Origin of the sequence: Mesorhizobium sp. M0833 (assembly GCF_040319905.1) — a bacterium.
Classification (GTDB): Bacteria; Pseudomonadota; Alphaproteobacteria; order Rhizobiales; family Rhizobiaceae; genus Mesorhizobium.
In genome coordinates this window covers 1-23550 of record NZ_JAMYOQ010000032.1, presented here as the reverse complement: position 1 = coordinate 23550, position 23550 = coordinate 1, and the positions used below count along the sequence as shown (strand labels likewise).

At 63.8% G+C, this 23550-nt stretch carries 23 protein-coding genes; 16 read left to right on the top strand and 7 right to left on the bottom strand.

Translation table 11 applies throughout. The annotated features are described in order from the left end of the window. Positions 1–1011 carry a DUF2336 domain-containing protein gene (locus NKH98_RS26780; protein ID WP_352903077.1) on the bottom strand — a complete coding sequence of 337 codons (1011 nt, stop codon included), beginning with the start codon at positions 1009–1011 and terminating at the stop codon, positions 1–3. A 187-nt stretch (positions 1012–1198) separates the two neighbouring features. Between NKH98_RS26780 and NKH98_RS26775 the strand changes: the two genes are divergently transcribed. Continuing rightward, on the top strand, positions 1199–1384 hold the full coding sequence (locus NKH98_RS26775; protein ID WP_352647215.1) for a hypothetical protein: 186 nt from the start codon (positions 1199–1201) through the stop codon (positions 1382–1384). Positions 1385–1398: 14 nt separating this feature from the next. On the opposite strand, the gene NKH98_RS26770 is transcribed toward NKH98_RS26775, so the two are convergent. From NKH98_RS26770 to NKH98_RS26745, 6 genes are all read right to left on the bottom strand, one after another. After that, positions 1399–1947, bottom strand: coding sequence for a DUF1254 domain-containing protein (locus NKH98_RS26770; RefSeq protein ID WP_254819944.1), 549 nt, complete (start codon positions 1945–1947; stop codon positions 1399–1401). Beyond that, positions 1940–2524, bottom strand: coding sequence for a DUF1214 domain-containing protein (locus tag NKH98_RS26765; RefSeq protein ID WP_352706148.1), 585 nt, complete (start codon positions 2522–2524; stop codon positions 1940–1942). Before NKH98_RS26765 ends, NKH98_RS26770 begins: the two co-directional genes overlap by 8 nt. Before the next feature lie 97 nt (positions 2525–2621). Beyond that, entirely contained in the window at positions 2622–4781 is a 2160-nt protein-coding gene (locus tag NKH98_RS26760) for a transglycosylase domain-containing protein (RefSeq protein WP_352903075.1), read from the bottom strand. Positions 4782–4934: 153 nt separating this feature from the next. Next, positions 4935–5096 carry a hypothetical protein gene (locus NKH98_RS26755; protein WP_352903072.1) on the bottom strand — a complete coding sequence of 54 codons (162 nt, stop codon included), beginning with the start codon at positions 5094–5096 and terminating at the stop codon, positions 4935–4937. Positions 5097–5178: 82 nt separating this feature from the next. Beyond that, positions 5179–6798 (bottom strand): chaperonin GroEL, encoded by a 1620-nt coding sequence (gene groL, locus NKH98_RS26750; protein WP_352690028.1) that lies wholly within the window; start codon positions 6796–6798, stop codon positions 5179–5181. Positions 6799–6897: 99 nt separating this feature from the next. Further along, positions 6898–7236, bottom strand: coding sequence for a co-chaperone GroES (locus NKH98_RS26745; protein ID WP_254819949.1), 339 nt, complete (start codon positions 7234–7236; stop codon positions 6898–6900). 244 nt (positions 7237–7480) lie between these two features. Between NKH98_RS26745 and NKH98_RS26740 the strand changes: the two genes are divergently transcribed. The 15 genes from NKH98_RS26740 to NKH98_RS26670 all read left to right on the top strand — a co-directional run bounded on the left by NKH98_RS26740 (position 7481) and on the right by NKH98_RS26670 (position 23346). Continuing rightward, the gene (locus NKH98_RS26740; RefSeq protein ID WP_352880886.1) at positions 7481–7753 is read left to right on the top strand and encodes a hypothetical protein; all 273 of its coding nucleotides are present in this window, start codon (positions 7481–7483) and stop codon (positions 7751–7753) included. Then, complete coding sequence (locus NKH98_RS26735; RefSeq protein WP_254819951.1) at positions 7750–8016, top strand: DUF1488 family protein; 267 nt, start codon at positions 7750–7752, stop codon at positions 8014–8016. Before NKH98_RS26740 ends, NKH98_RS26735 begins: the two co-directional genes overlap by 4 nt. Before the next feature lie 255 nt (positions 8017–8271). Next, entirely contained in the window at positions 8272–8682 is a 411-nt protein-coding gene (locus NKH98_RS26730; RefSeq protein ID WP_352903069.1) for a DUF3168 domain-containing protein, read from the top strand. Positions 8683–9056: 374 nt separating this feature from the next. Further along, positions 9057–9356, top strand: a complete 300-nt coding sequence (locus tag NKH98_RS26725; RefSeq protein WP_352479531.1) for a hypothetical protein — start codon at positions 9057–9059, stop codon at positions 9354–9356. A 64-nt stretch (positions 9357–9420) separates the two neighbouring features. Continuing rightward, positions 9421–10086 carry a response regulator transcription factor gene (locus NKH98_RS26720; protein ID WP_023718390.1) on the top strand — a complete coding sequence of 222 codons (666 nt, stop codon included), beginning with the start codon at positions 9421–9423 and terminating at the stop codon, positions 10084–10086. Positions 10087–10168: 82 nt separating this feature from the next. Then, positions 10169–11509: an ATP-binding protein gene (locus tag NKH98_RS26715; RefSeq protein WP_502894334.1), complete on the top strand. Its 1341-nt coding sequence runs from the start codon at positions 10169–10171 to the stop codon at positions 11507–11509. Positions 11510–11618: 109 nt separating this feature from the next. Beyond that, on the top strand, positions 11619–12053 hold the full coding sequence (locus NKH98_RS26710; protein ID WP_352903067.1) for an RT0821/Lpp0805 family surface protein: 435 nt from the start codon (positions 11619–11621) through the stop codon (positions 12051–12053). Between the two features lie 121 nt (positions 12054–12174). Further along, positions 12175–13311, top strand: coding sequence for a c-type cytochrome biogenesis protein CcmI (ccmI, locus tag NKH98_RS26705; protein WP_352903065.1), 1137 nt, complete (start codon positions 12175–12177; stop codon positions 13309–13311). 3 nt (positions 13312–13314) lie between these two features. Then, the gene (gene ccmE, locus NKH98_RS26700) at positions 13315–13758 is read left to right on the top strand and encodes a cytochrome c maturation protein CcmE (protein WP_254819958.1); all 444 of its coding nucleotides are present in this window, start codon (positions 13315–13317) and stop codon (positions 13756–13758) included. A gap of 71 nt (positions 13759–13829) precedes the next feature. Continuing rightward, entirely contained in the window at positions 13830–15818 is a 1989-nt protein-coding gene (locus NKH98_RS26695; protein ID WP_352903064.1) for a heme lyase CcmF/NrfE family subunit, read from the top strand. Further along, positions 15815–16279 (top strand): cytochrome c-type biogenesis protein, encoded by a 465-nt coding sequence (locus NKH98_RS26690; RefSeq protein ID WP_352903062.1) that lies wholly within the window; start codon positions 15815–15817, stop codon positions 16277–16279. Before NKH98_RS26695 ends, NKH98_RS26690 begins: the two co-directional genes overlap by 4 nt. A gap of 116 nt (positions 16280–16395) precedes the next feature. Further along, positions 16396–17940: a Do family serine endopeptidase gene (locus tag NKH98_RS26685; RefSeq protein WP_352903060.1), complete on the top strand. Its 1545-nt coding sequence runs from the start codon at positions 16396–16398 to the stop codon at positions 17938–17940. A 289-nt stretch (positions 17941–18229) separates the two neighbouring features. Continuing rightward, positions 18230–18904, top strand: a complete 675-nt coding sequence (locus NKH98_RS26680; protein ID WP_352903058.1) for a response regulator transcription factor — start codon at positions 18230–18232, stop codon at positions 18902–18904. A 6-nt stretch (positions 18905–18910) separates the two neighbouring features. Beyond that, positions 18911–20380: an ATP-binding protein gene (locus NKH98_RS26675; protein ID WP_352903057.1), complete on the top strand. Its 1470-nt coding sequence runs from the start codon at positions 18911–18913 to the stop codon at positions 20378–20380. Continuing rightward, the gene (locus tag NKH98_RS26670; RefSeq protein WP_352903054.1) at positions 20380–23346 is read left to right on the top strand and encodes a bifunctional [glutamine synthetase] adenylyltransferase/[glutamine synthetase]-adenylyl-L-tyrosine phosphorylase; all 2967 of its coding nucleotides are present in this window, start codon (positions 20380–20382) and stop codon (positions 23344–23346) included. Before NKH98_RS26675 ends, NKH98_RS26670 begins: the two co-directional genes overlap by 1 nt. The last annotated feature ends 204 nt before the right edge of the window (positions 23347–23550 follow it).

Here is a 23550-nt window from a genome sequence, read left to right as displayed (position 1 = left end):
TCAGATGCGAAGCGCCTTTGGGGTGGCGGTTACATCGGCGCTGTTCGGCTTGCGCAGGTCGGCATTTGCCGCGACGCGCCCGGGCTTGCGAACGATTTTCGACACGGTGTCGGCCTTCCAGCCGCGGAGCCTGTCCAACGCAGCGTCGCGGTGCAGCAGGCGGTAGCGGTCGAGGAAGATGCGGATCGCCTGCGGGTGCGGAAACTGGGTCGGATAGATGGCAGCCGTGATCAGGAACGCCTTGTCTTCGCTGAGGTCGAGCGCGCGCAAGGCGAAAAGTAGCGGTGTGTAATTTTGGCTCGCGGTGAGCGTCTGCGCCGTTGAAAAATCGACTTCGAGCGCATCGGCGAGCGCTGTCTGAAAGAATGCCGCATTGCCGGTCAGCGCGGTTTCGCGCAGCTTGACGTAGGTTTGTGGCTCGACGAACGGTCTGATCGCGGTGCCGCTCTCGGCGCGCATCATGGATCGCAACCGGCGACGTACAGTTTCGGCGGCGTCGGCCGCCTCTTGTCTGTTTGCGTCGCTCGCGACCATTTCCGCGTTTTCGGACGGGGCAATGGCAGTTGCTTCCGGCTGCTGCTGCGACCGCACCAGCGTCGGCCTTTCAAGCACTTTGATGAGATCGGCGATGGTTTGGTTGAGATCCTTGCGGCGGGCAATGGCACGGGCATGCGGCAGGCCGTGACGCCCAATCAGCGCGATCAGGTCGACGTCGCTGAGGGCACGCGAGCGGATGAGTAGCGGAGCGGCGATGTCGACCCGCTCCTGGCAAAGCCGCCGCACCAGCGCGGCGGGTGCATATTCGCATTCGGAAAGGGCAGCTGCGACGTAGCGGCGCGATTCGACCGAGACATTCTCGAAAAGCGGCAGCGTCAGGTCTTCGAGCTGCGCGATCTCCCGGCGCGAAGGGCGGGTGAGCGAGCAGAATGCCGATACCGCGGCGCGAAACAGCCTTTCGGCCTTTCCCGATTCAGCTCCTGCTGAGATTTGCCTGAAATCCGAAGCTGACACGAAGGATACGCCCGACACTCGACACGATCTGGAGGGCGCTCTGCCGGGCTGTACCGGTTTCGCGTTTCCCAAGAACAAAGATCAATTTAGCGGCGATCCGTTAGCGCTCCGTTAACCTACTGCCTTCTTAATCGACTATGGAGGCGTTGCGTTGTGCTCCGGGGCAACCGAGAGGAATACGCGAACCATGGGCATGGTACTGTCTTTCGTGCCGCGAACGGCGGCAACCAATCGAGCACAACAAGCCGCGCCGGCGGCAGTGATCATATTTCCCGGGGTGCGCTACGAGCAGCGGCCGCTGACGGGCGAAACGCGGCCGACCGGCCCCGACAAGCCGGGACCGTCGGGAACATTGCCGGTACCGCACCACTGAGCATCGGAACCGGCCTAAAAATCCTGCAGTTCGCAGGAACTCTGTTCGAGAAACCGCGAGACGATCGGCTTCCAACTGTCGTCGGGCACGAACGAACGGATGACGAACACGCCTTCCTCTATCGGCGCCTCGACGAAGATGGCTCCTTGCAGTTCCTCGGGAAGGTCCTTGCGGACTTCGATCATCTGGGCCGGCGTCAGCACAACGGTGTCCAGCACGCCTGCGGTCGCACTGTGGTCGTTGAACGAGTAGATGTTGTGGCCGCCGCGGTCGTAGACCGATATCGACCAGAACGGCACCTTGCCCGGCGCCTTGACCCGCACCATCCCCTCGGCAAGGTCGAAGCGGCAAGCCGCCGCATAAAACAGCGGATCGACCGATTTCACCACCGGCGCGCCGCCGGCTTCCGCGTCGAGCCTGGTCATCTTGTAGAGATCCGAAGCCATGGCCAATCGCGACCAGGCGTCGCGTTCGGAGAACTCGGGGACGAGCAGCAGCACGACGATGTGCACGATGCCGGCGCCGAGCAGGCCGAGCAGCACGGCATGCAGCAGGCTACGCATTGCAGCCGACCTTCTGGATTTGTGGCAGCGTGACGTCCGAGAGACCGGTGCTGCTGGCGATCGGTGTGTCGTAGAACGTGAGCACCAAGTACATCTTGCCGGCGCCGCTGGTCAGCAGCCAGTTGCCGGGCGCAGGGCGGCTGCCGACGGAAATGACCACCGAATTGTCGGCCTGGCGCAGCACTTGATAGGACTGCAGCGCAGCCGGCCTCGGCGTGCCGGTCTCGACCACCCCAAGCGACTGGTCGGCGGCATAAAGCGTCCAGAACCGGGCGGTGGGAAAACCGCCCGCAATCTTGTAGGCGCATTGCCGCTTGAGCTGTTCGCCGCCGGAATCGCGTTCGGCTATGAAGGACAGTCCTTCCGCCTGTCCGAGCGCCAGCACGCCTTCGCGAGCCACGCGGGCCTTGGAATAGGGATCCGCCGTCGGCGTGCCGATATCCGGGAAGGCGGTCCATTGGCCGATCCTGATGGCGCCGACGCCATCCTGCAGCTTCAGCGCGTACCAGACGCTGGCGCCACCGCCACCGATGGCGATGGCAAGCGAAAGCAGCGTCAGGAAGGCGTTCTTGAGCATGAGGAGCCGAGAGAACCGAAGGCCGGGGACAGAAAGATTGCGGCCCGGGATATCTCGGCGCAGGGGCTTATGGCAAGCGGCCCCGCGGAATTGGCCGTCACAGCGCCGACAGGGTCTCCGGTGCAGCGGGCGCGTCGAGCACGGGTGCCGCCTGGAAAAGCCTGGTCAGTTCTTTCAGGGTCCGGGTGGTCCGGCTGGACAGCACCGGCGGACGCTCGGCGGCGGCGTCGGCTGCTGCCTGTTCAGCGTTCTTCTTTTCCGCTTCCTCGGCCTTGGCGGCAATTTCGGCATCGACGAAGGGGTGATCGATACCGGGGATCGGTTTCAGGTCTATATTCTGGTGCGCATAGAGCATCAGCCGCTGCCACACCATTGCCGGCAGCGTGCCGCCGGTCATCTTGTTGGTCGCGGTGAAGTCGTCGTTACCGAGCCAGACGGCGGCTGTGTAGTTGCCGGTAAAACCGACGAACCAGGCATCGCGGTAGGATTGCGTCGTGCCGGTCTTGCCGGCGACAACGATGTTTGGAAGGGCCGCGCGCCGGGCCGTACCGATCACCGGAACGGCGGCCAGCATGGTGTTCATGTATTTGAGCGCCTGCTCCGACAGCACCCGGTGCGGCGGCGGCGCGTCCTTGGCGAAGTCGTAGACCACCTCGCCGGTACGGTTGAAGAGTTGGCTTATGCCGTGCCGGGTTCCGGCAAAGCCGTTCTGGGCGAACACGCTGTAGCCCGTCGCCTGGTCCATCACAGTCATGCCCGATGTACCGAGCACCATGGTCTTGTGCGATTCCAGCGGCGACTCGACGCCCATGGCTTCCGCCATCGCCTTGATCGGCTTGATGCCGAGATAATCCTTAGCCAGCCGCACCGGCACGGTGTTGATTGATTTGGCCATCGCCGTGATCAGCGTCACCTTGCCGGCCGACCCGCCATTGTAATTGTGGGGCGACCAGCTGCCCCAGGAGATGGGTCCGCCGGACACCACCGAATCCGGCGTGAAGCCATGCTCCATCGCCGTCGCATAGACATAGGGCTTGAACGAGGAGCCGGTCTGGCGAAGTGCCTTGGTGGCGCGGTTGAACTGGCTGGCGCCGTAGTCGCGGCCGCCGACGATCGCCCGGACGGCGCCGTTGGTCTCGATGACGACGATGGCGCCCTCGGGGACGTTGTATTCCTTGCCGAACTGGCGGAGGTGGAACTCCATCGATTCTTCGGCCGCCTTCTGGATGTTGGCGTCGAAGGTGGTGTGGGCGACAAGCGAGTGCGGGCCGCCTTTGGCGGCGATCTTCTTGACCTCGTCGAAGGCCCAGTCGAGGTAATAATCGGGGCTCTTCTGCTCGCCGCGGTCGACGATTTCGGCCGGGTGTAATCTTGCCTGCAGCACCTGGCCTTCGGTCATGAAGCCGGAATCGACCAGATTGGACAGTACCACATTGGCCCGCGCCCGGGCGGCGGGCAGGTTTATGTGCGGCGCGTATTTGGTCGGCGCCTTGAACAGGCCGGCCAGCATCGCCGCCTCGGCAAGGTTCAGGTCCTTGACGCTCTTGCCGAAATAGAAATCGGCTGCCGCCTCGATGCCGAAAGTGCCGCCGCCCATATAGGCGCGGTCGAGGTAAAGCTGCAGGATTTCCTTCTTCGACAGATTGGCTTCGAGCCACAGCGACAGGAAGGCTTCCTTGATCTTGCGCTCGAAGGTCCGTTCATTGGTCAGGAACAGGTTCTTGGCCAGCTGCTGGGTGATGCTCGAGCCGCCCTGGACGACGGAATTGGCCCGTACGTTCTCGAAGATGGCGCGCGACAAGCCAAGCACGTCGATACCGTAATGGTCGAAGAAACGGCGGTCCTCGGTGGCCAGCACCGCCTTGATGACATGGTCGGGCATCTCGTCGACCGGCACCGAATCGCGCTGGATAATGCCGCGCTGGCCGATCTCGTTGCCGTAGCGGTCTAGGAAGGTGACGGCGAAGTCGCCTTGCGTGCGCCAGTCACCGGCGGTTATCTGGAAGGCCGGCAAGGCCAGCGCCAAAAGGACGACGATGCCGCCGGCACCGAGCGTAAAGCCTTCACTCAACAGTTCGATCAGGCCGCGGCGCCAGCCGCCGACGCGGAAACGCCGCGAGAAGATGGTGGCCGCCTCCCAGAACTGGCGCGCCCTGAAGCCGATTTCATAGACAGAGGAATCGATCCACGCATCCACCGCCAGCAGCCTTGCGGCGATCGGACCTCTTCTCTTGCGTGGTTCCAAAGGACTGGCCATTCCAGGATCCGGCTGCGGCGACGGCGCCAACTGAGAAACCGCATGCGGGCAATTTCACGGCGGCGCGCCTTTCAAGACTATTCGTCCATTTTGGTGCTGCCTACAAGGGCGATGAAGGTTCCGCGGTTGCGTGGGTGCTGAGGATCGGCAGCGTCACATGGGACGCTTGTCCGCGATCTTTTTCGGGTCGCGGCCTATCATGCCGGCGTTGGCTTTCCGGTGCTTGTCGGCAAGCCTGCGAATGCGATCGAAGCGGCTTTCCTTGGCCACTTCGATTTTCGCCGCTGAATGTGGCTTCGGGACGAATGCGATCATGGATCGATCTCCTTGCCGATGGTGCGCGCCGGGGAAGATACCCCGGCGGCTGTCTTTCAGGCTTGTTTCCGGCAGTGGCTGGTCAATAGCCCATGCCGCCGGGCGAAGCAGCGGCTTCCTTCGCCGGAACGTCGGTGATCATGGCTTCCGCCGTGATCAGAAGCGCCGCAATGGAGCCCGCGTCCTGCAGCGCCGTCCGTACCACCTTCGCCGGGTCGACGATGCCGGCCTTGATCATGTCGACATAGACCTCGTTCTGGGCATCGAAGCCCTGATTGTGATCCTTGCCGTCGGCGAGCTTGCCGACGACGATCGAACCTTCGACGCCGGAATTCTCGGCGATCTGCCGGATCGGCGCTTCGAGCGCTCTCGACACGATCGAAATGCCCGCCGTCACATCGGCATTGGCTCCGGTCATCCCGTTCAGCACAGCTTTGGCGCGCAGCAACGCGACACCGCCGCCCGGAACGATGCCTTCTTCAACGGCCGCGCGCGTGGCGTTCAGCGCATCGTCGATGCGGTCCTTCTTTTCCTTGACCTCGGATTCGGTGGCGCCGCCGACGCGGATGACGGCAACGCCGCCCGCCAGCTTGGCGAGACGTTCCTGCAGCTTCTCCTTGTCATAGTCGGACGTGGTTTCCTCGATCTGCGCCTTGATCTGCTGGACGCGCGCCTGGATGGTGGTCTTCTCGCCGGCGCCGTCGATGATCGTGGTGGTGTCCTTCTCGATCAGCACGCGCTTGGCGCGGCCGAGCATGTCTATGGTAATGTTCTCCAGCTTGATGCCGAGATCCTCGGAAATCATCTGTCCGGCGGTGAGCACGGCGATGTCTTCCAGCATCGCCTTGCGGCGGTCACCGAAGCCAGGCGCCTTGACGGCCGCTACCTTGAGGCCGCCGCGCAGCTTGTTGACGACCAGCGTTGCCAGCGCTTCGCCCTCGACGTCCTCGGAGATGATCAACAGCGGCCTGCCGCTTTGCACCACGGCTTCGAGGATGGGCAGCAGGGCCTGCAGATTTCCGAGCTTCTTTTCGTGGATGAGGACGTAAGGGTCTTCCAGCTCGGCGCGCATCTTCTCGGCATTGGTGACGAAATAGGGTGAGAGATAGCCGCGGTCGAACTGCATGCCTTCGACGACGTCTAGCTCGGTTTCGGCGGTCTTGGCCTCCTCGACGGTAATGACGCCGTCATTGCCGACCTTGTCCATCGCCTTGGCGATCATGGCGCCGACACTGGTGTCGCCATTGGCGGCAATGGTGCCGACCTGCGCGATCTCGCCTGAGGACTTGACCTTCTTGGCTCGGGCCTGGATTTCCTTTACGACGGCGCTGATGGCAAGGTCGATGCCGCGCTTGAGGTCCATCGGGTTCATGCCGGCGGCAACGAATTTGGCGCCCTCGCGCAGGATGGAAGCGGCAAGCACCGTGGCGGTGGTGGTGCCGTCGCCGGCGAGGTCGTTGGTTTTCGAGGCCACTTCGCGCACCATCTGTGCGCCCATGTTTTCGAACTTGTCGGAAAGCTCGATTTCCTTTGCCACGGCCACCCCGTCCTTGGTGATGCGCGGCGCGCCGTAGGCCTTGTCGATGATGACGTTGCGGCCTTTGGGGCCGAGCGTCACCTTGACGGCGTTGTTGAGGATTTCGACGCCGCGCAGCATGCGGTCACGCGCGTCGGTGGAGAATCTGATTTCCTTGGCAGACATGATCTTTTCCAGTTCGGTTGTCGTGGCAAGGCGCTTGCAGCGCCTGAATCAAAGCTCGGAGCGTCCTTTGCGCGCGCGGGAGGGCGCGCGGCCTTCCAATCAGGCGGCCTTCTTGGCAGCCACGGTCTTGTCGATGATGCCCGTCTCGCTTTTTTCGATGATGCCCATGACGTCGGCCTCCTTCATGATCAGAAGGTCCTCGCCGTCTATCTTGACCTCGGTGCCGGACCATTTACCGAACAGAATGAGATCGCCGGCCTCGACGTCGAGCGGGATCAGCGCGCCGCTTTCGTCCCGCGCGCCCGGCCCGACAGCGATCACTTCGCCTTCCTGCGGTTTTTCTTTGGCATTGTCGGGGATGATGATGCCGCCCTTGGATTTGGTGTCGCTTTCGGCGCGCCGAATGACGACGCGATCGTGGAGTGGCCGGAATTTCATGGGGACTCTTTCTGGGGCCGGCTTAGGCGGCCGCCCCCTCTCTATAGGCGCCTTGGCACTCGATTGATAGGAGTGCCAAAAAATATTCATAGGGCATATAAAATATTGAACGAATTATCTTGCCTGATCATCCCTTGGTGTTCGGGGCCTTTCCGAATATTAATGAAATTGAATTTCTGTCTTTGAACACCTATTTACGATGAAGTTCACAGCCATGACTTTCGCTGCAAGGGAGATTTTACCGATGGCCGAAGGCAATCAGAACATCATGGAAAAAGCTCAGGCTCGCTTCATGGAAAACCAGAAGAAGACGGCGGAACGGAACAAAGCAACTGCCGAATATCTTTCGGAGGCGAAGGCTAGGAGCATCAAAACGGCAAGGCTGAGGGAATTGCGACTGGCCAAGGAAGAGGCGGACCGCGCGGCGGAAGCTCTGAATCCGGTCGCCGCAAAGAAGAAGCGGGCGTCACGGGCAGTCAAGAAGGCCGTAACCGCATCGACGGAGGCGAAATCATGAGCCTGACATTTCCCAATCCCAGCCGCAGCTACGACGAGGCAAGCAAACGCATCCGCTTCGTCGGCCATGACGGCATGTTCCAGATTTCCTTCTCTGTCGCTACCGATGCCATCTCCAAGATGCAGCCGGGAACGGCGGCCTCAGAAGCTACCTACCTGGCAGCCTTCGACACGGCTTCCAACTCGATCCACGATGTCGCCAGGAATGCCTATGCCCGCACCCGCAGGAGCATATATGTGCTGACCGCGGCCGATTTTCGCTAGTCGCGATCCGTCCACAAGACGCTTTCTCAGGGCGTCCGACTTCGCTCGCCGTTTGACGTCGCGACCGTTCAGCCGGTCACGGGTCCGTGACGCGGACGGCTGCGGCGTCGCGCATTCCAGGAGCAGGGCTTATTCCCGAGGTCATGAAGGTTCATAATCCGTATGAGACGCGCTGATTCGCGCTTTTGCCGGGATGCCGTCATGCAACGCAGCTACGCAGCCGGGAGGTCGACGCGACGGGCGAGGGCAAAGACAATGACCGCGCCGGCCATCGAATTGCAGAAGGCCATATTCGAGGCGGTGAACGACGATCCCGATTTATCGGCGGCACTGGGCGACGCACGATTGTTCGACCGTGCGCCGGAAAATGTTGCGTTTCCCCACATGACCGTCGGCCGCACCAGCGTCTACGACTGGGCAACAGGGACGGAGAACAACGCCGAGCAGTTGCTGACGCTGCATGTCTGGTCGAAGTCCGAGGCCAGCAAGGAAACCACCGACATCATGGACCTGGTCAGCGCCCGCCTGCGAGATGCGGCGCTCTCGCTTGGCGACCATCGTCGCGCCCACCTCAAGCTCGAATTCGCCGAAGCCCGCTACGACGAGGACCTTTCGGCCCATCATGGGCTGCTGCGCTTCCGCGCCGTAATCGAGGAAGGCGGCTGACCACCGGGCACTTTTCGCGAATCGGGCAATTTTGTTCTTGCTTTGTGCCGGCAGCTATGCTACTAATTTAGGCATGGTGCTAATTGGCTCCAACGACCCGCAGCTTGGCGGGTTTTTTTTGTTTCAGGTTCGGTTCGCCTGAGCTGCTATCGGTTGCCTTGGGCCGGATGCTTCGTCCTCCCAAATGGTCCTGCCCGCCAGATGATGCCGGTTGTCGGCGAAGGATTGCAGGGCTAGGTTAAACTTTGGCGATTTCGCGAGACGGGCGGCGAAATGGCAATCCGATAATCTCGCGCTTCAGGGGTGTGGCGGGCATGCATTCGAGCGTTCACCGTTCATATCACGTTCAGCACCGGCGCGTTAGAACGCTGGCCATGAAAACCCTTCGCTCCCACTTCCGGACCGCGGCACTGGCGCTCTCAGCCGCCGGCCTGCTTGCGTCGCAAGCGATGGCGATCCCCGCTGTCACCCCCGAGCAGCCCCAGCCGGTCGTCCTCGCCGCGTCCGACTGCTACGCGATCGGCCAGCAGGTGGCCGAGCAGAATGGCGGCACCTTGGCCAAGGCCTCGCAGTCGACACGCGGCGGCCAGCCGGTCTGCGTCATCGTCGTGCTCGTTCCGGGCAAGGACGGGCAGCGTCCCCGCCGCTCGGAGATCGTCGTTCCGCTGAACTGAACCGTGCCGTTTCCCAGTCTGCCGGAATCGGCCTATATCTGAACAGCTTCAACAGGCCTTCCGCATGCGCGTACTCGTCGTCGAAGATGACAAGGATCTCAACCGGCAGATCGGCGACGCGCTGGTCGATGCCGGCTATGTCGTCGACCGCGCTTTCGATGGCGAGGAAGGGCACTTTCTCGGCGACACCGAGCCCTATGATGCCGTGGTGCTCGATATCGGCCTGCCGCAGATGGACGGCATCAGCGTGGTCGAGCGCTGGCGGCGCGGCGGCCGCAAGATGCCGGTGCTGATCCTGACGGCACGCGACCGCTGGAGCGACAAGGTTGCCGGCATCGACGCCGGCGCCGACGACTACGTCACCAAACCTTTTCACATCGAGGAAATCCTGGCCAGGGTGCGCGCATTGATCCGGCGCGCTGCCGGGCATGCCTCGTCCGAGCTGACCTGCGGGCCGCTGCGCCTCGACACCAAGGCCTCCAAGGCCGACGTCGACGGCGTGCCGCTGAAGCTGACCTCGCACGAATTCCGGTTGCTTGCCTACCTCATGCATCATATGGGCGAGGTGGTGTCCCGGACCGAGCTGGTCGAGCATCTCTATGATCAGGATTTCGACCGCGATTCCAACACGATCGAGGTCTTTGTCGGACGGCTTCGCAAGAAGATGGGCATCGACATGATCGAAACTGTTCGCGGCATGGGCTACCGCATGCGTAAGCCGGAGGCGTAACGCGGAACCGCTTCCTACAAGACCCGCCGTCTCGAACACGCCGTCGCTGCGGTCATGGCCGCGTTCGCTGGCGTTTCGCGTCATCGCTTTTTCCACGGTCTGGGCGATCCTCACTCTGGTCGTCATCTTCACCTTGATCACCACGCTTTATCGCCAGGCCAGCGAGCGCGGTTTCGACAGCCTGCTTTCGGCGCATCTGTTCAACCTGATCGGCTCGGTCGGCGTTTCCGAAAGCGGCCAATTGACCGGCGCCCCCGACCTTGGTGATTTGAGGTTCTCGGAGCCGAATTCCGGCTGGTACTGGTCGGTCGAGCCCGCCTCGGAAGGCGTGCACGGCGATCTCCATTCGTCGTCGATGACCAAGGCGATCCCGTCGCCAAGCGTTGCCGAGGTGCCCTTCAATGCCAGCTTCCAGCGCAGCTATTCAGCGGATGGCATCGAAGGCGAGCAGTTGGAGGTGTTCGAGAGCGAGTTCGTCCTCGATGCGAAAAACCGCGCCGCGCGCTTCCGTGTCATGGGCAACCAGACCGAGCTGGAGCAGGAAATCGCTACCTTCCAGCGGCGCCTGTTGACCTATCTGTCGCTGTTCGGCGTCGGCATGATCGCCATCAACGCGATTGCGATCCTGCTCGGCTTGCAGCCGCTGCGCCGGGTCAGGAATGCGCTTGCGATGGTGCGCGAAGGAACCGCGCAACGCCTCGACGGCCGTTTCCCGGCCGAGATCGAGCCGCTCGCCAACGAGACCAATGCGCTGATCGAGAACAACAGGCGTATCGTCGAGCGGTCGCGCACGCAGGTCGGCAACCTGGCGCACTCGCTGAAGACGCCGCTTGCCGTGCTGCTCAACGAGGCGCGGGCGCTGGGTGGCGCCAAGGGGCAGCTGATCGCCGAGCAGGCTGCTTCCATGCAGAAGCAAGTGGACCATTATCTGCAACGTGCCCGCGTCGCCGCGCAGCGGGACAGCGTCGTCTACCGGACGCCGGTGACACCGCTGGTCCAGCGCATGGTGCGCGTGCTGCAGAAGCTCAACCCGCAGACGGCGCTGTCGCTGTCATTGCCGGCCACCGACATCGTCTTTGCCGGCGAACGCGAGGACCTGGAGGAGTTGCTCGGCAATCTGCTCGACAATGCGATGAAATGGGCAAGGAGCGCGGTCGCCGTTTCGGTCAAGCTCGTCGCTGGCACGGAAGGCTCAGCCAACCTGTTCGAGATAGCCATCGAGGATGACGGCCCCGGCATTCCCGACGACAAGGCGCGCGAGGTATTGCAGCGCGGCCGGCGTCTCGACGAGACAAAACCGGGCAGCGGGCTCGGACTTGCCATTGTCGCCGACCTTGTCAACGAGTATGGAGGCTCTCTGGCGCTGGAACGATCCGTCATGGGTGGATTGAAGGCGATGGTTCGATTGCGGAGCCTTCAGTAATGCTTTTCCAGGTGGCCGGCTGCGGCCAAATTTCCGACAAACATCGACATTATGGCCGCGCCAGCCTGATGACAGCGCGGCGGTCCAGCTCAAGAAAGCCGGTATTGGCATGAAGATTCGCGTCGCGCTCGTTTCCGCCTTGCTCGCCATCTCCGGCTGCACGACGCTCAGCAAGGGCCCGGCCGTTACGGTAACGCCGGCCGCCACGCCCCCCAGCGGCGCCAAGGTGGCGACGACGATCATCTCCGCCATAGGCGGCGGCCTCGTCGGCGGCTCTATCGGCGCCGGCCTGAGCGAGACCGAGAAACGCAGCGCGCTCGAGGCGGAATACAAGGCGCTTGAATACACGGCGAGCGGCCAGAAAGTGGCTTGGAAGAGCGACAGTTCGGCCCATCGCGGCGAAGTGGTTGCCGCCCAGCCCTATCGCGTCGGATCGCAGGACTGCCGGCAATACACCCATACGGTGTTTACCGGCACCGCCGGCGCCACCGCGCGCGGAACCGCCTGCCGCAATGCCGACGGCAGCTGGACGCCGCTGACGTAGCTGGTCCGGCCGTTGGTGCGCCGATCCCGATCGGCACCAAAGCATGTCGCGTTCGGCCCCGCCAAAGCGTCGCAGCACGCTTGTGTTGGCAGGGCAGGGGTCTCGTTCTATTGGAAGAGCCATGCTGTTCTGGGTCATAGCCGCAATCCTGACGCTGGGCGCAAGCCTGGCGGTGCTGCTGCCGTTGGCCGGTGGATCGAAGAACGCGTCCGCTGCCGGCGATCACGACCTCGAAGTCTATCGCGACCAGCTGGCCGAGCTTGACCGCGATATGGCGCGTGGCCTGATCCAGCCGATGGAGGCCGAAGAGGCTCGCGCCGAAATCGCCCGCCGCATCCTTCGCCTGAGCAATGCCGGCCAAGCCGGCGAGACGGCGACGCAGCCGTCGCGGTCGACAAGACTGGTGGCGACGGCTGCCGTGCTGGTGGTTCCACTGGTCAGCTGGGGCCTCTATGGCCATCTCGGCTCACCCGACCTGCCATCGCAGCCACTCAGCGAACGCCTGGCCAAGAACCCCGCCGACAGCTCGGTCGACGAGCTGATAGCCCGCGCCGAGGCGCACCTGGCGGCCAACCCATCCGATGGCCGTGGCTGGGACGTTCTGGCGCCGGTCTATCTGCGCATGCAGCGATACGCCGATGCGGTGACCGCCTATCGCAACGCCATCCGCCTCGACGGCGACAGCGCCGCCCGTCAGGCGGGTCTTGGCGAGGCGATCGCCAATGCGGCCGGCGGCATTGTCTCAGCCGAAGCGCAGGCGGCGTTCGAGGCGGCGTTGAAGCTCGATCCGGCCAATCCGAAGGCCGCGTTCTATCTCGCGATGGGCATGGCACAGGAGGGCCGCATAGCTGAAGCCACGGCGGCCTGGCAAAAGATGCTGGCCGCCTTGCCGCAGGGCTCGCCGTGGCGCGGCGCCGTCGAGCAGGCGCTGGCCGAATCCGCCGCCCGCAGCGTCGCTTCGGAGGGGCCTGCGAAAGGGCCGAGCGCCGAGGATATCGATGCTGCTTCCTCGATGTCGCCGCAGGACCGGCAAGCCATGATCAGCACTATGGTTGCCGGCCTCGACGAAAAGCTTCGGCAAAATCCGCGCGACGAGGAAGGGTGGATGCAACTCGTTCGTTCTTATGTCGTGCTGGGCAAGACAGATCAGGCACGTGACGCGCTCAATCGCGGTATTGCTGTCTTTGGCGCCGATAGCGACCAGGCCAGGAAATTCACCGCCTTTGCCGCCTCGCTCGGCGTGACGGCGACGGAGTAGACGATGACGCGCAAGCAGAAACGACTGTCGGTGATCGCCGCGGGGCTGGGGTTTCTCGGTGTTGCAACCGGGCTGACCTTCTATGCGCTTGGCCAGAAGGCCTCCTATTTCTACATGCCGGCCGATCTGGCCACCGCCAGCCTTCAGCCGGGCCAGCGCATCAGGCTCGGCGGCCTCGTCGAAAAAGGCACCGTCGAGCGCGGCCATGGCGCCACCGTCGCCTTTTCGGTGACCGACAACCAGAAGGACGTCAAGGTTACCTATACCGGCATTCTTCCCGACCTTTTCCGGGAAGGGCAGGGCGTGATCACCGAAGGCTCGTTTGGCCCTGACGGCATTTTTGTCGCCGACAGCGTGCTCGCCAAGCATGACGAGACCTATATGCCCAAGGAAGTGGCCGACGGCCTCAAGGCCAAGGGCGTGTGGCAGGAGAGCAAGAGTGACTGAGCAGGTTCCGCAAAAGTGTTCCACGGTTTTGCGGCAAGAACCTGCGGCAAGATCTAGCGAGCGCGGCGACAATGGTTGAAACCGGACATTTCGCCCTGGTCCTGGCGTTTGCGCTGGCCCTGGTGCAGACGGTGGTGCCGGTGTTCGGCGCGCGCACCGGCAACCACAAGATGATGGCCGTCGGCGCACCCGCCGCGCTGACCGGCTTTGCCTTGACGGCGCTGTCCTTCGTAGCGCTGGCGACCGCCTATGCAGGGTCCGATTTTTCGGTTGAGAGCGTCTGGGAGAACTCGCATTCGCTGCAGCCGCTGATCTACAAGATCACCGGAACCTGGGGCAATCACGAAGGTTCGATGCTGCTCTGGGTGCTGATCCTGACCTTCTTCGGCGCGCTTGTCGCTGTCTTCGGCGGCAATCTTCCGGTGACGCTCCGGGCCAATGTGCTTGCCGTGCAGGGAGCGATCGGCGCCACGTTCTTCCTGTTCATCCTGACGACGTCGAACCCGTTCGTCAGGCTCAATCCGGCGCCCATCGAGGGCCGCGATCTCAACCCGATCCTGCAGGACCTCGGCCTCGCCATCCATCCGCCGCTGCTCTATCTCGGCTATGTCGGTTTCTCGATCTGCTTTTCCTTCTCGGTCGCTGCCCTCATCGAGGGCCGCATTGACGCATCCTGGGCGCGCTGGGTGCGGCCATGGACATTGGTTGCCTGGATGTTCCTCACCGGCGGCATCGCCATGGGCTCCTACTGGGCCTATTACGAACTCGGCTGGGGCGGCTTCTGGTTCTGGGATCCGGTCGAGAACGCATCCTTCATGCCGTGGCTGGCGGGCACGGCGCTGCTCCATTCGGCGATCGTCATGGAAAAGCGCTCGGCGCTGAAGATCTGGACGCTGCTTCTGGCGATCCTGACCTTCTCACTGTCGCTGCTCGGCACCTTCCTGGTGCGTTCCGGCGTGCTGACCTCGGTGCACGCATTCGCCACCGATCCGACGCGTGGCGTTTTCATCCTCTGCATCCTGACGCTGTTCATTGGCGGCTCGCTGGCGCTGTTTGCCTTGCGCGCCTCCCGGCTGACGGCCGGCGGCCTGTTTCACCCGATCTCGCGCGAAGGCGCGCTGGTCCTGAACAATCTGTTCCTGACCACCGCCACCGCCACCGTGCTGGTCGGCACGCTCTACCCGCTCGTCGTCGAAGCCCTGTCTGCCGACAAGATTTCGGTCGGCGCGCCGTTCTTCAACCTGACATTCGGCCCGCTGATGGTGCCGCTCTTGGTCGTCGTGCCGTTCGGGCCGCTGCTCGCCTGGAAGCGCGGCGACATTTTCGCGGTCGCCCAGCGCCTGATGGCGGCTTTCGCCGCGGCGCTGCTCGCCGTACTGGTGACGGCCTTGTTCATCGATGGCGCATCGGTATTCGCAGCGCTCGGGGTCGGCCTTGCCTTCTGGCTAATCTGCGGTGCGCTCACCGATCTCGCCGTCAAATCCGGCTTCGGCACCGTCGCGCTCGCCACCATGCTCAGGCGCTTCGCCGGCCTGCCGCGCTCAGTCTTTGGCACAGCGCTTGCGCATCTCGGTCTCGGGCTGACGACGCTTGGCATTGTCGGCACGCTTTGCTTCGGCACCGAAAAAATCCTGTCGATGCATGCCGGCGAGACCGTCGAACTGTCCGGCCACAAGCTGCGCTTCGAGGGGCTCTACCCGGCCCAGGGGCCCAACTACAGTGAGGATCGCGGCCGCTTCGCCCTGCTTGGCGCCGACGGCAGCGTCGCAGGCGAGATCACCTCGGCCAAGCGCTCGTATCCGGTGCGCCAGATGACCACAACCGAATCCGGCATCAGGACGATCGGCTTCAGCCAGCTCTATCTTTCGCTTGGCGACGAGGGCAGCGATGGCTCTGTGGTCGTTCGTCTGTGGTGGAAGCCGCTGGTGACGCTGATCTGGGGCGGCGGACTGGTGATGATGGCGGGCGCGGCGATGTCGCTGCTCGACCGTCGCCTGCGCGTCGGCGCACCGTCGCGCCGCAGGCCTGCGGGCGCCATGCCATCGGCGAGCCTGCAATGAGAAGGGGCACACTGGCCTCGCTGGTCCTGCTGCTGGCGCTGTTGTTCGCCGGCGCCGCGCAGGCGGTCAAGCCCGACGAGGTGCTCGCCGACCCGGCACTCGAGGCGAGGGCGCGCGCTTTGTCGGAAGGCCTGCGCTGCATGGTCTGCCAGAACCAGTCGATCGACGAGTCCGATGCCGATCTTGCCCGTGACCTGCGCATCCTTGTGCGCCAGCGCCTGGTCGCCGGCGATACCGATCAGCAGGTGATGGACTATGTCGTTTCGCGCTACGGCGAGTTCGTGCTGCTGAAGCCACGCTTCAATCTGCGCAATGCCTTGCTCTGGGGAACGCCAGTTCTTCTGCTGCTCGTTGGCGGGACGTGCATCCTGCTGGCCGCCCGCTCGCGCCGCTCGACGGCGACCAACGCCCTGACCGCGGACGAGCAGGCGGCGTTGGACGCGATGCTCCGCCGCGATTGATCGATACATTACGAAAGTTTCATGTACCGGAAATGGCGCCGTAATGTGCGGCTCTCTATTTCCTTTGTCGAGGATGCCAACCAAGGGGCGTCCCTTGAAAAGAGGATACGAGAACCATGAATGTTGCCCCCAATTCATCTCTTCGCACTCGCAAACGCCTGCTGGCCGCAGCCGCATCCCTGGCCATTGCCGGCGCCATCGGCTTCGGCGCCGTTGCCACCGGGACAGCCCCGGTGCTGGCCGACGCCGTGCGTGTCGAGGCACCGCAGGTCCCAAGCTTCGCCGATGTGGTCGAGCGCGTTTCGCCGGCGGTTGTCAGCGTGCGCGTCAAGGCCAAGATCCAGCCGACGGCCGATGACGGTTCCGACCAGATGGACGACGAGGACGGCTTAGGCAATCTTCCCGATAACCCGCAGCTGCGGCGTTTCTTCCGCGAATTCCGCGGCTTTGGCGACCAGGGCCCGAACGGAATGCGCCGTTTTGGACATCGTGACCGCAACAACGACCAGCCGCGGCCGGTGGCGCAAGGGTCCGGCTTCTTCATCTCCGATGACGGCTATCTCGTCACCAACAACCATGTCGTCGAGGAGGGCACCGCCTTCACCGTGGTGACCAATGACGGCAAGGAACTCGACGCCAAGCTGATCGGCACCGATCCGCGCACCGATCTTGCCGTGCTCAAGGTCGATGACGGCAACAGGTTCACCTATGTCGACTTCGCCGATGATTCCAAGGTTCGCGTCGGCGACTGGGTGGTGGCTGTCGGCAATCCGTTCGGCCTCGGCGGCACGGTTACCGCCGGCATCGTTTCGGCCCGCGGCCGCGATATCGGCGCCGGTCCCTATGACGACTTCATCCAGATCGACGCCTCGGTGAACCGCGGCAATTCGGGCGGCCCGACCTTCAACCTCAACGGCCAGGTTGTCGGCATCAACACCGCGATCTTCTCGCCGTCGGGCGGCAGCGTCGGCATTGCCTTCGACATTCCCGCTTCGACCGCCAAGCAGGTCGTGCAGGACCTGATGAGGAACGGTACCGTCCAGCGCGGCTGGCTCGGCGTCGAAATCCAGCCGGTCACACCTGAAATCGCCGAGTCGCTTGGCCTTGGGTCCGGCAAGGGCGCGCTCGTTGCCAGCGCGCAGGACAACGGTCCCGGCAAGAAGGCCGGCATCACCGCCGGTGACGTGATCACCCAGGTGGACGGCAAGGACGTTGCTTCGCCGAAGGAACTCGCCCGACTGATTGGCGCTTACCCGCCCGGCAAATCGGTCGACGTCACGGTGTGGCGCAACGGCAAGAGCGAGGCGGTCAAGGTCGACCTTGGCAAGCTGCCGTCGAGCGACAAGCAGGCCTCGGTCGACCAGCAGCCTGCTCCGGCACCGAAGACCGACACGCTGGCCGATCTCGGCCTGACCGTTACCAAGTCCGAAAATGGCAAGGGACTTGTGGTGACCGACGTCGACCCCGACAGCGATGCCGCCGATCGCGGCATCCAGCCCGGCGACGTCATCACCTCCGTCAATTCGACGGAAGTGAGCGGCACCGCCGACGTCGACAAGGCGATGGCCGACGCGGTGAAGTCCGGCCGCAAGGCGGTGTTGATGCAGATCACCCGCGACGACAGCAACCGCTTCGTCGCACTGCCTGTCGCCAAGGGCTGACTTTTCCGGTGCGGCGGTTTTCAACACCCCCGAGCCGCCGCACGGGAAAGCACGGGGCCTGAATACGTTAGTCAGTCATCGTGTTCCGCCCCAGCGGCAGCGGGCTTCCCATCGCCCGCTGCCGCTCGAACATGTCGCTCAAAGCGTGAAGCGGTTTTAGGCTACGACATGCTAAAACAAAGACTTACCGCGTATCCCTGAATCACTTTGTTCGCGATACGCCATGGAGAAGGCCACGATGCGTATGCCGGCCACTCAATCTTCCAGCGAAATCGCGTATAACGGTTCTATGAAGATTCTCGTCATAGAAGACGATCGCGAGGCAGCCGACTACCTGCAGAAGGCGTTCGCCGAGGCCGGCCATACCGCCCATATCGCCGGCGACGGCGAAACCGGCTTCGCGCTCGCCGATTCCGGCGACTATGACGTCATGGTCGTTGACCGCATGATGCCGCGCCGCGACGGCCTGTCTGTCATTGCCGGGCTCAGGTCCCGAGGCAACACGACGCCCGTGCTGATCCTGTCGGCGCTCGGCGAAGTCGACGACCGGGTCACCGGTCTGCGCGCCGGCGGTGACGACTACCTGACCAAACCCTACGCCTTTTCCGAACTGCTCGCCCGCGTCGAGGTGCTGAACCGCCGCGCCAGCGCCAGGGAAGCCGAAACCGTCTACCGGGTCGGTGATCTCGAACTCGACCGGCTGTCGCATTCGGTGCGCCGCGCCGGGCGCGAGATAACGCTGCAGCCGCGCGAGTTCCGCCTGCTCGAATATCTGATGCGCCATGCCGGCCAGGTGGTGACGCGCACCATGTTGCTCGAGAACGTCTGGGACTACCATTTCGATCCGCAGACCAACGTCATCGACGTTCATATCTCGCGGCTGCGGGGCAAGATCGAGAAGGGCTTCGACAAGCCGATCCTCCACACGGTTCGCGGCGCCGGCTACATGCTGAAAAGCGGCTAGAACCCCATGGCTCTTTCCGTGCCGGCCATCATGAAGACGACGGCAGCGCGGCTTTCGGCGCTTTATCTTCTGCTTTTTGCGCTGTGTGCGGTGTTGCTGGTCTTGTACATGACCTCGCTCTCGGTGCGCATGCTGACCGCCCAGACGCAGGAGACGATCAACGACGAGGTGCTCGGCCTTGCCCGCGCCTATCAGCGCGGCGGCCTGCCGCTGCTGGTCCGCGTCGTCGAGCAGCGCTCCCGCCAGCCCGGCGCCAATCTCTATCTGATCGCCGATGCCAACGGCCAGATCCTGACCGGCAACGTGCAGAGCCTGGAGCCGGGCGTGATCGAGGCCGAGGGCTGGACCACCGAACCGTTCTCCTACCGCCGCTTCGGTGAGGGCGAACTCGAGCGGCAGCGCAACCCGGTCTCCGACCCGAACGAGCCCGCCCAGAGCGAAGTCCAGGCCGAAGGCGAGAAAGGCCACAACGCCGTTGCCCTGGTGCTGCGCCTGCCCAACCAGATGATCATGCTGGTCGGCCGCGACCTCGGCGAGCCGGAGCGCTTCCGCGCCGTCATTCGCCGCGCCTTGATGCTGGCGCTCGGCATGATGGGCGTCGGCGGGCTGCTGATCTGGTTCTTCGTCGGGCGCGCGGCGCTGAAGCGCATCGACAGCGTGTCGGAGGCGAGCCGCCGCATCATGGGCGGCGATCTTTCCGGCCGGCTGCCGGTCACCGGCGCCGGTGACGAGTTCGACCGGCTGTCGGAAAACCTCAATTCCATGCTGGCCAGGATCGCCACGCTGAACGAGGGCCTGAAGCAGGTCTCCGACAACATCGCCCACGATCTGAAGACGCCGCTGACCAGGCTGCGCAATCGCGCCGAGGCGACGCTTTCCGGCAAGCACAACACCAGTGACTACCGGCAGGCGCTGGAAGGAACGATCGCCGAGTCCGATCAGCTGATAAAGACCTTCAACGCTATCCTGATGATTTCGCGGCTGGAGGCCGGCTATTCCTCGGAAAGCACCACCAGGGTCGATCTGGCCGCTGCCGTGCACGACGTCGTCGAACTCTACGAGCCGGTAGCGGAGGAGGCGGGCGTGACGCTCGAAACTTCGGTGCAAGGTTCTTTCGTCGTCGACGGCAATCGCGAGCTGATCGGCCAAGCACTGTCCAACATCGTCGACAATGCGATCAAATATTCGACCGACTCGACCTCCAGGCCTACGGTTCGCGTGACGCTGGAGCGTGTCGGTAGCGAGATCGGACTCGCCGTCTCCGACAACGGCCAGGGCATTCCCGACGATGTCGACCGCGCCAGGGTGACCGAGCGTTTCGTGCGGCTGGAAAAGAGCCGCTCGCAGCCGGGTTCCGGCCTTGGCTTGAGTCTCGCCAAGGCGATCATGACATTCCACAATGGACGGCTTGAGCTTCTGCCCGGCAATCCCGGATTGTCGGTCGTCATGAGTTTTCCCGGGCGGGAGGATCGCTGATGGTTGCGAGGATGGCAGTGCGACGCCTGGAAACGGACTGGCTGTTGAAGCCGGCGGTAGAGCTCGTTCCGCTGGATGCAAGCCGCGCCAGGCAGGAATTGTCGGAGATCGCCGACGCCGCGCGGCAAAAGGAACTGCCGCGACTGGCGAAATTTCTCGCCGGCAAGGGGCTCGTCCAGGATTTCCTCGCCGCCGTGTTCGACCTGTCGCCGTTCCTGCGCGATACCGCGCGCCGCCGGCCGCGGATACTCGATGCGCTTTTCGACGGGAGGGTCGAGGCGCGGCTGTCATCGATCGGCGCCGCGGTCGACAAGGCAGCACGCGCAGAGGCCGTCTCCGAAAGCAGCCTGATGATGGAGCTGCGCCAATGCAAGGCGGAGGCGCATTTCCTGATCGCCTTGGCCGATCTGGCCGGCGAGGCCGAGACCTCGTTGACAGTGCGGCGACTGAGCGACCTTGCCGATGTCTGCACGCGTGCGGCCGTCGATTTCCTGCTCCGCGACGCGCATGAGCAGGGCAAGCTCCGATTGCCGGATCCCAAAAATCCGGCGCGACGCTCGGGCTGGATTCTGCTCGGCATGGGCAAGCTCGGCGCGCATGAGCTGAACTTCTCCTCCGACATCGACCTCGTCGCCTTCTTCGACCCCGATGCGCCTGCCGTCGTCGATCCGCTCGATGCCACAGAGCTGTTTTCGCGCCTGACCCGCCGGCTGGTCCGTATCCTCCAGGACCGCACCGAGCACGGTTACGTCTTCCGCACCGATCTCAGGCTTCGTCCCGATCCCGGCTCGACGCCGCTGGCGATCCCGGTCGAGGCGGCGCTGCGCTACTATGAGGCGCGCGGCCAGAACTGGGAGCGCGCCGCCATGATCAAGGCTCGCCCGGTGGCCGGCGATGTTGCCGCCGGCGCCGCGTTCCTGAAGGAACTGCAGCCCTATATCTGGCGCAAATACATGGACTATGCGGCGATTGCCGACGTCCATTCGATCAAGCGCCAGATCCACGCCCACAAAGGCCATGGCGAGGTCGCGGTCAAGGGGCACAACGTCAAGCTCGGCCGCGGCGGCATCCGCGAGATCGAGTTCTTCGTCCAGACCCAGCAGCTCATCGCCGGCGGCCGCTTTCCCGAACTGCGCGGCCGCGAGACCGTGCCGATGCTCGGCGAACTCGCCGCGCGCGGCTGGATCACCGCCGACGCGCGCGATGCGCTCACCAGGCAATACTGGTTCCTGCGCCGCGTCGAACATGCCATCCAGATGGTTGCCGACCAGCAGACGCATATTCTGCCGGAGGACGAAGAGGGGCTGGAACGCGTTGCCCGCATGCTGGGCTTTGCCGATGCGGCAGGCTTTGCCGAAACGTTCCGCGCGGCGCTGCATCAGGTCGAGCGCCACTATGCAGCGCTGTTCGAGACCGCGCCGGAGCTTTCGGCCGGCATCGGCAATCTGGTCTTTACCGGCGACGTCGACGATCCCGATACCTTGCAGACCCTGCGGCGGCTCGGCTTCCAGCGGCCGAGCGACATCTGTCGGGTTATCCGCGGCTGGCACTTCGGCCGCTACCGCGTCACCCGGTCGGCGGAGGCGCGCGAGCGGCTGACCGAACTGACGCCGGCGCTGCTGCAAGCCTTCGGCCAGACGCGGCGAGCGGACGAGGCGGTGATCCGCTTCGACGAATTCCTTGCCGGCCTGCCTGCCGGCATCCAGCTGTTTTCGCTGCTGCAGTCGAATCCGGCGTTGCTGAAGCTGATGGCGACGATCATGGGCGCAGCACCGCGGCTAGCCGCCATCATCACGCGCCGGCCGCATGTCTTCGATGGCCTGCTCGATCCGGCGCTGCTGAGCGAACTGCCCAACCGCGCCTATCTGTCGGCGCGCCTCGCTGCCTTCCTCGAAGGCGACAGGGCTTACGAGGACGTGCTCGACCGGCTGCGCATCTTTGCTTCGGAGCAAAAATTCCTGATCGGCGTCAGGCTGCTTGCCGGGTCGATCGATCCGCCGCGCGCCGGCCGCGCTTTTTCCGATCTCGCCGACCTGACCATCGAGGCGACGTTGCAGGCGGTGACAGCGGAATTCGCGTTGCGTCATGGCTATATTGCCGGCGGCAGGGTCGCACTGCTCGGCATGGGCAAGCTCGGCAGCCGCGAACTGACGGCGGGTTCCGACGTCGACCTCATCCTGCTCTACGATCACGACGCCGATGCCGAGGAGTCCGACGGCGACAAGCCGCTTGCCCCGTCGCATTACTACAGCCGGCTGACGCAGCGGCTGATCGCCGCCGTTTCCGCGCCGACCGCCGAGGGCGTGCTCTACGAGCTCGACCTTCGCCTGCGACCGTCCGGCAACAAGGGGCCGGTGGCCACGCACGTCGATGCCTTCAAGAAGTACCAGCGCCAGGACGCCTGGACGTGGGAGCATATGGCGCTGGCGCGGGCCCGCACGATCGGTGGCGATGCCGAGCTCTGCCGCGAGGTTGAGGAGGAAGTTGCCGCAGTGCTCGCTCTGCCGCGCGATCCAGCCAAGGTGATGGCCGAGGCATCCGAGATGCGCGCCATGGTCGATAAGGAGAAGCCGCCGCGCGATCCCTGGGACATCAAGCTGATCCCGGGCGGCCTCATAGATCTCGAATTCATTGCCCAGGTTGCGCTGATCACGGGAAAGATCGAAGCCGGCCGCAGGGCTACCGGCACGGCTGAGGTCCTGTCGCGCCTGGCGCCGGATTTCGCCGGCGCCCAGGTCAGGCAGGAACTGGTGGATGCCTTTTCGCTCTATCTGGCGCTGACTCAGATGATACGGCTTTGCCTCACCGGCGCGTTCGAACGCGACGACGTTCCGCCAGGGCTTTCCGATCTGCTTCTTGCGGTCACCGACCTGCCTGATTTCGGTGTGCTTGAAGCGCATCTTAAGGAGACGTCGCAGAAGGTCAGAAAGGATTTCGACCTTCTGCTTCGTGCGAAGCAACCGTGACGGCAACCAGCCGTACGGGCGAGAGCATCGGACCCAAAATTGCGACCTTTTTTTGGGAGGTTCCGATGTTCAATCAAAGAGATAGAGCGGGGGATTGAAGGTTCGCCGCTCTAGAGCGTCGGACATTCAGGTTGAATCGCGAAGGATTCCGCTAACGTCGGGTTTGTGATTCACTTCCTTAAGGAGGTGATTTGCCATGCCCAA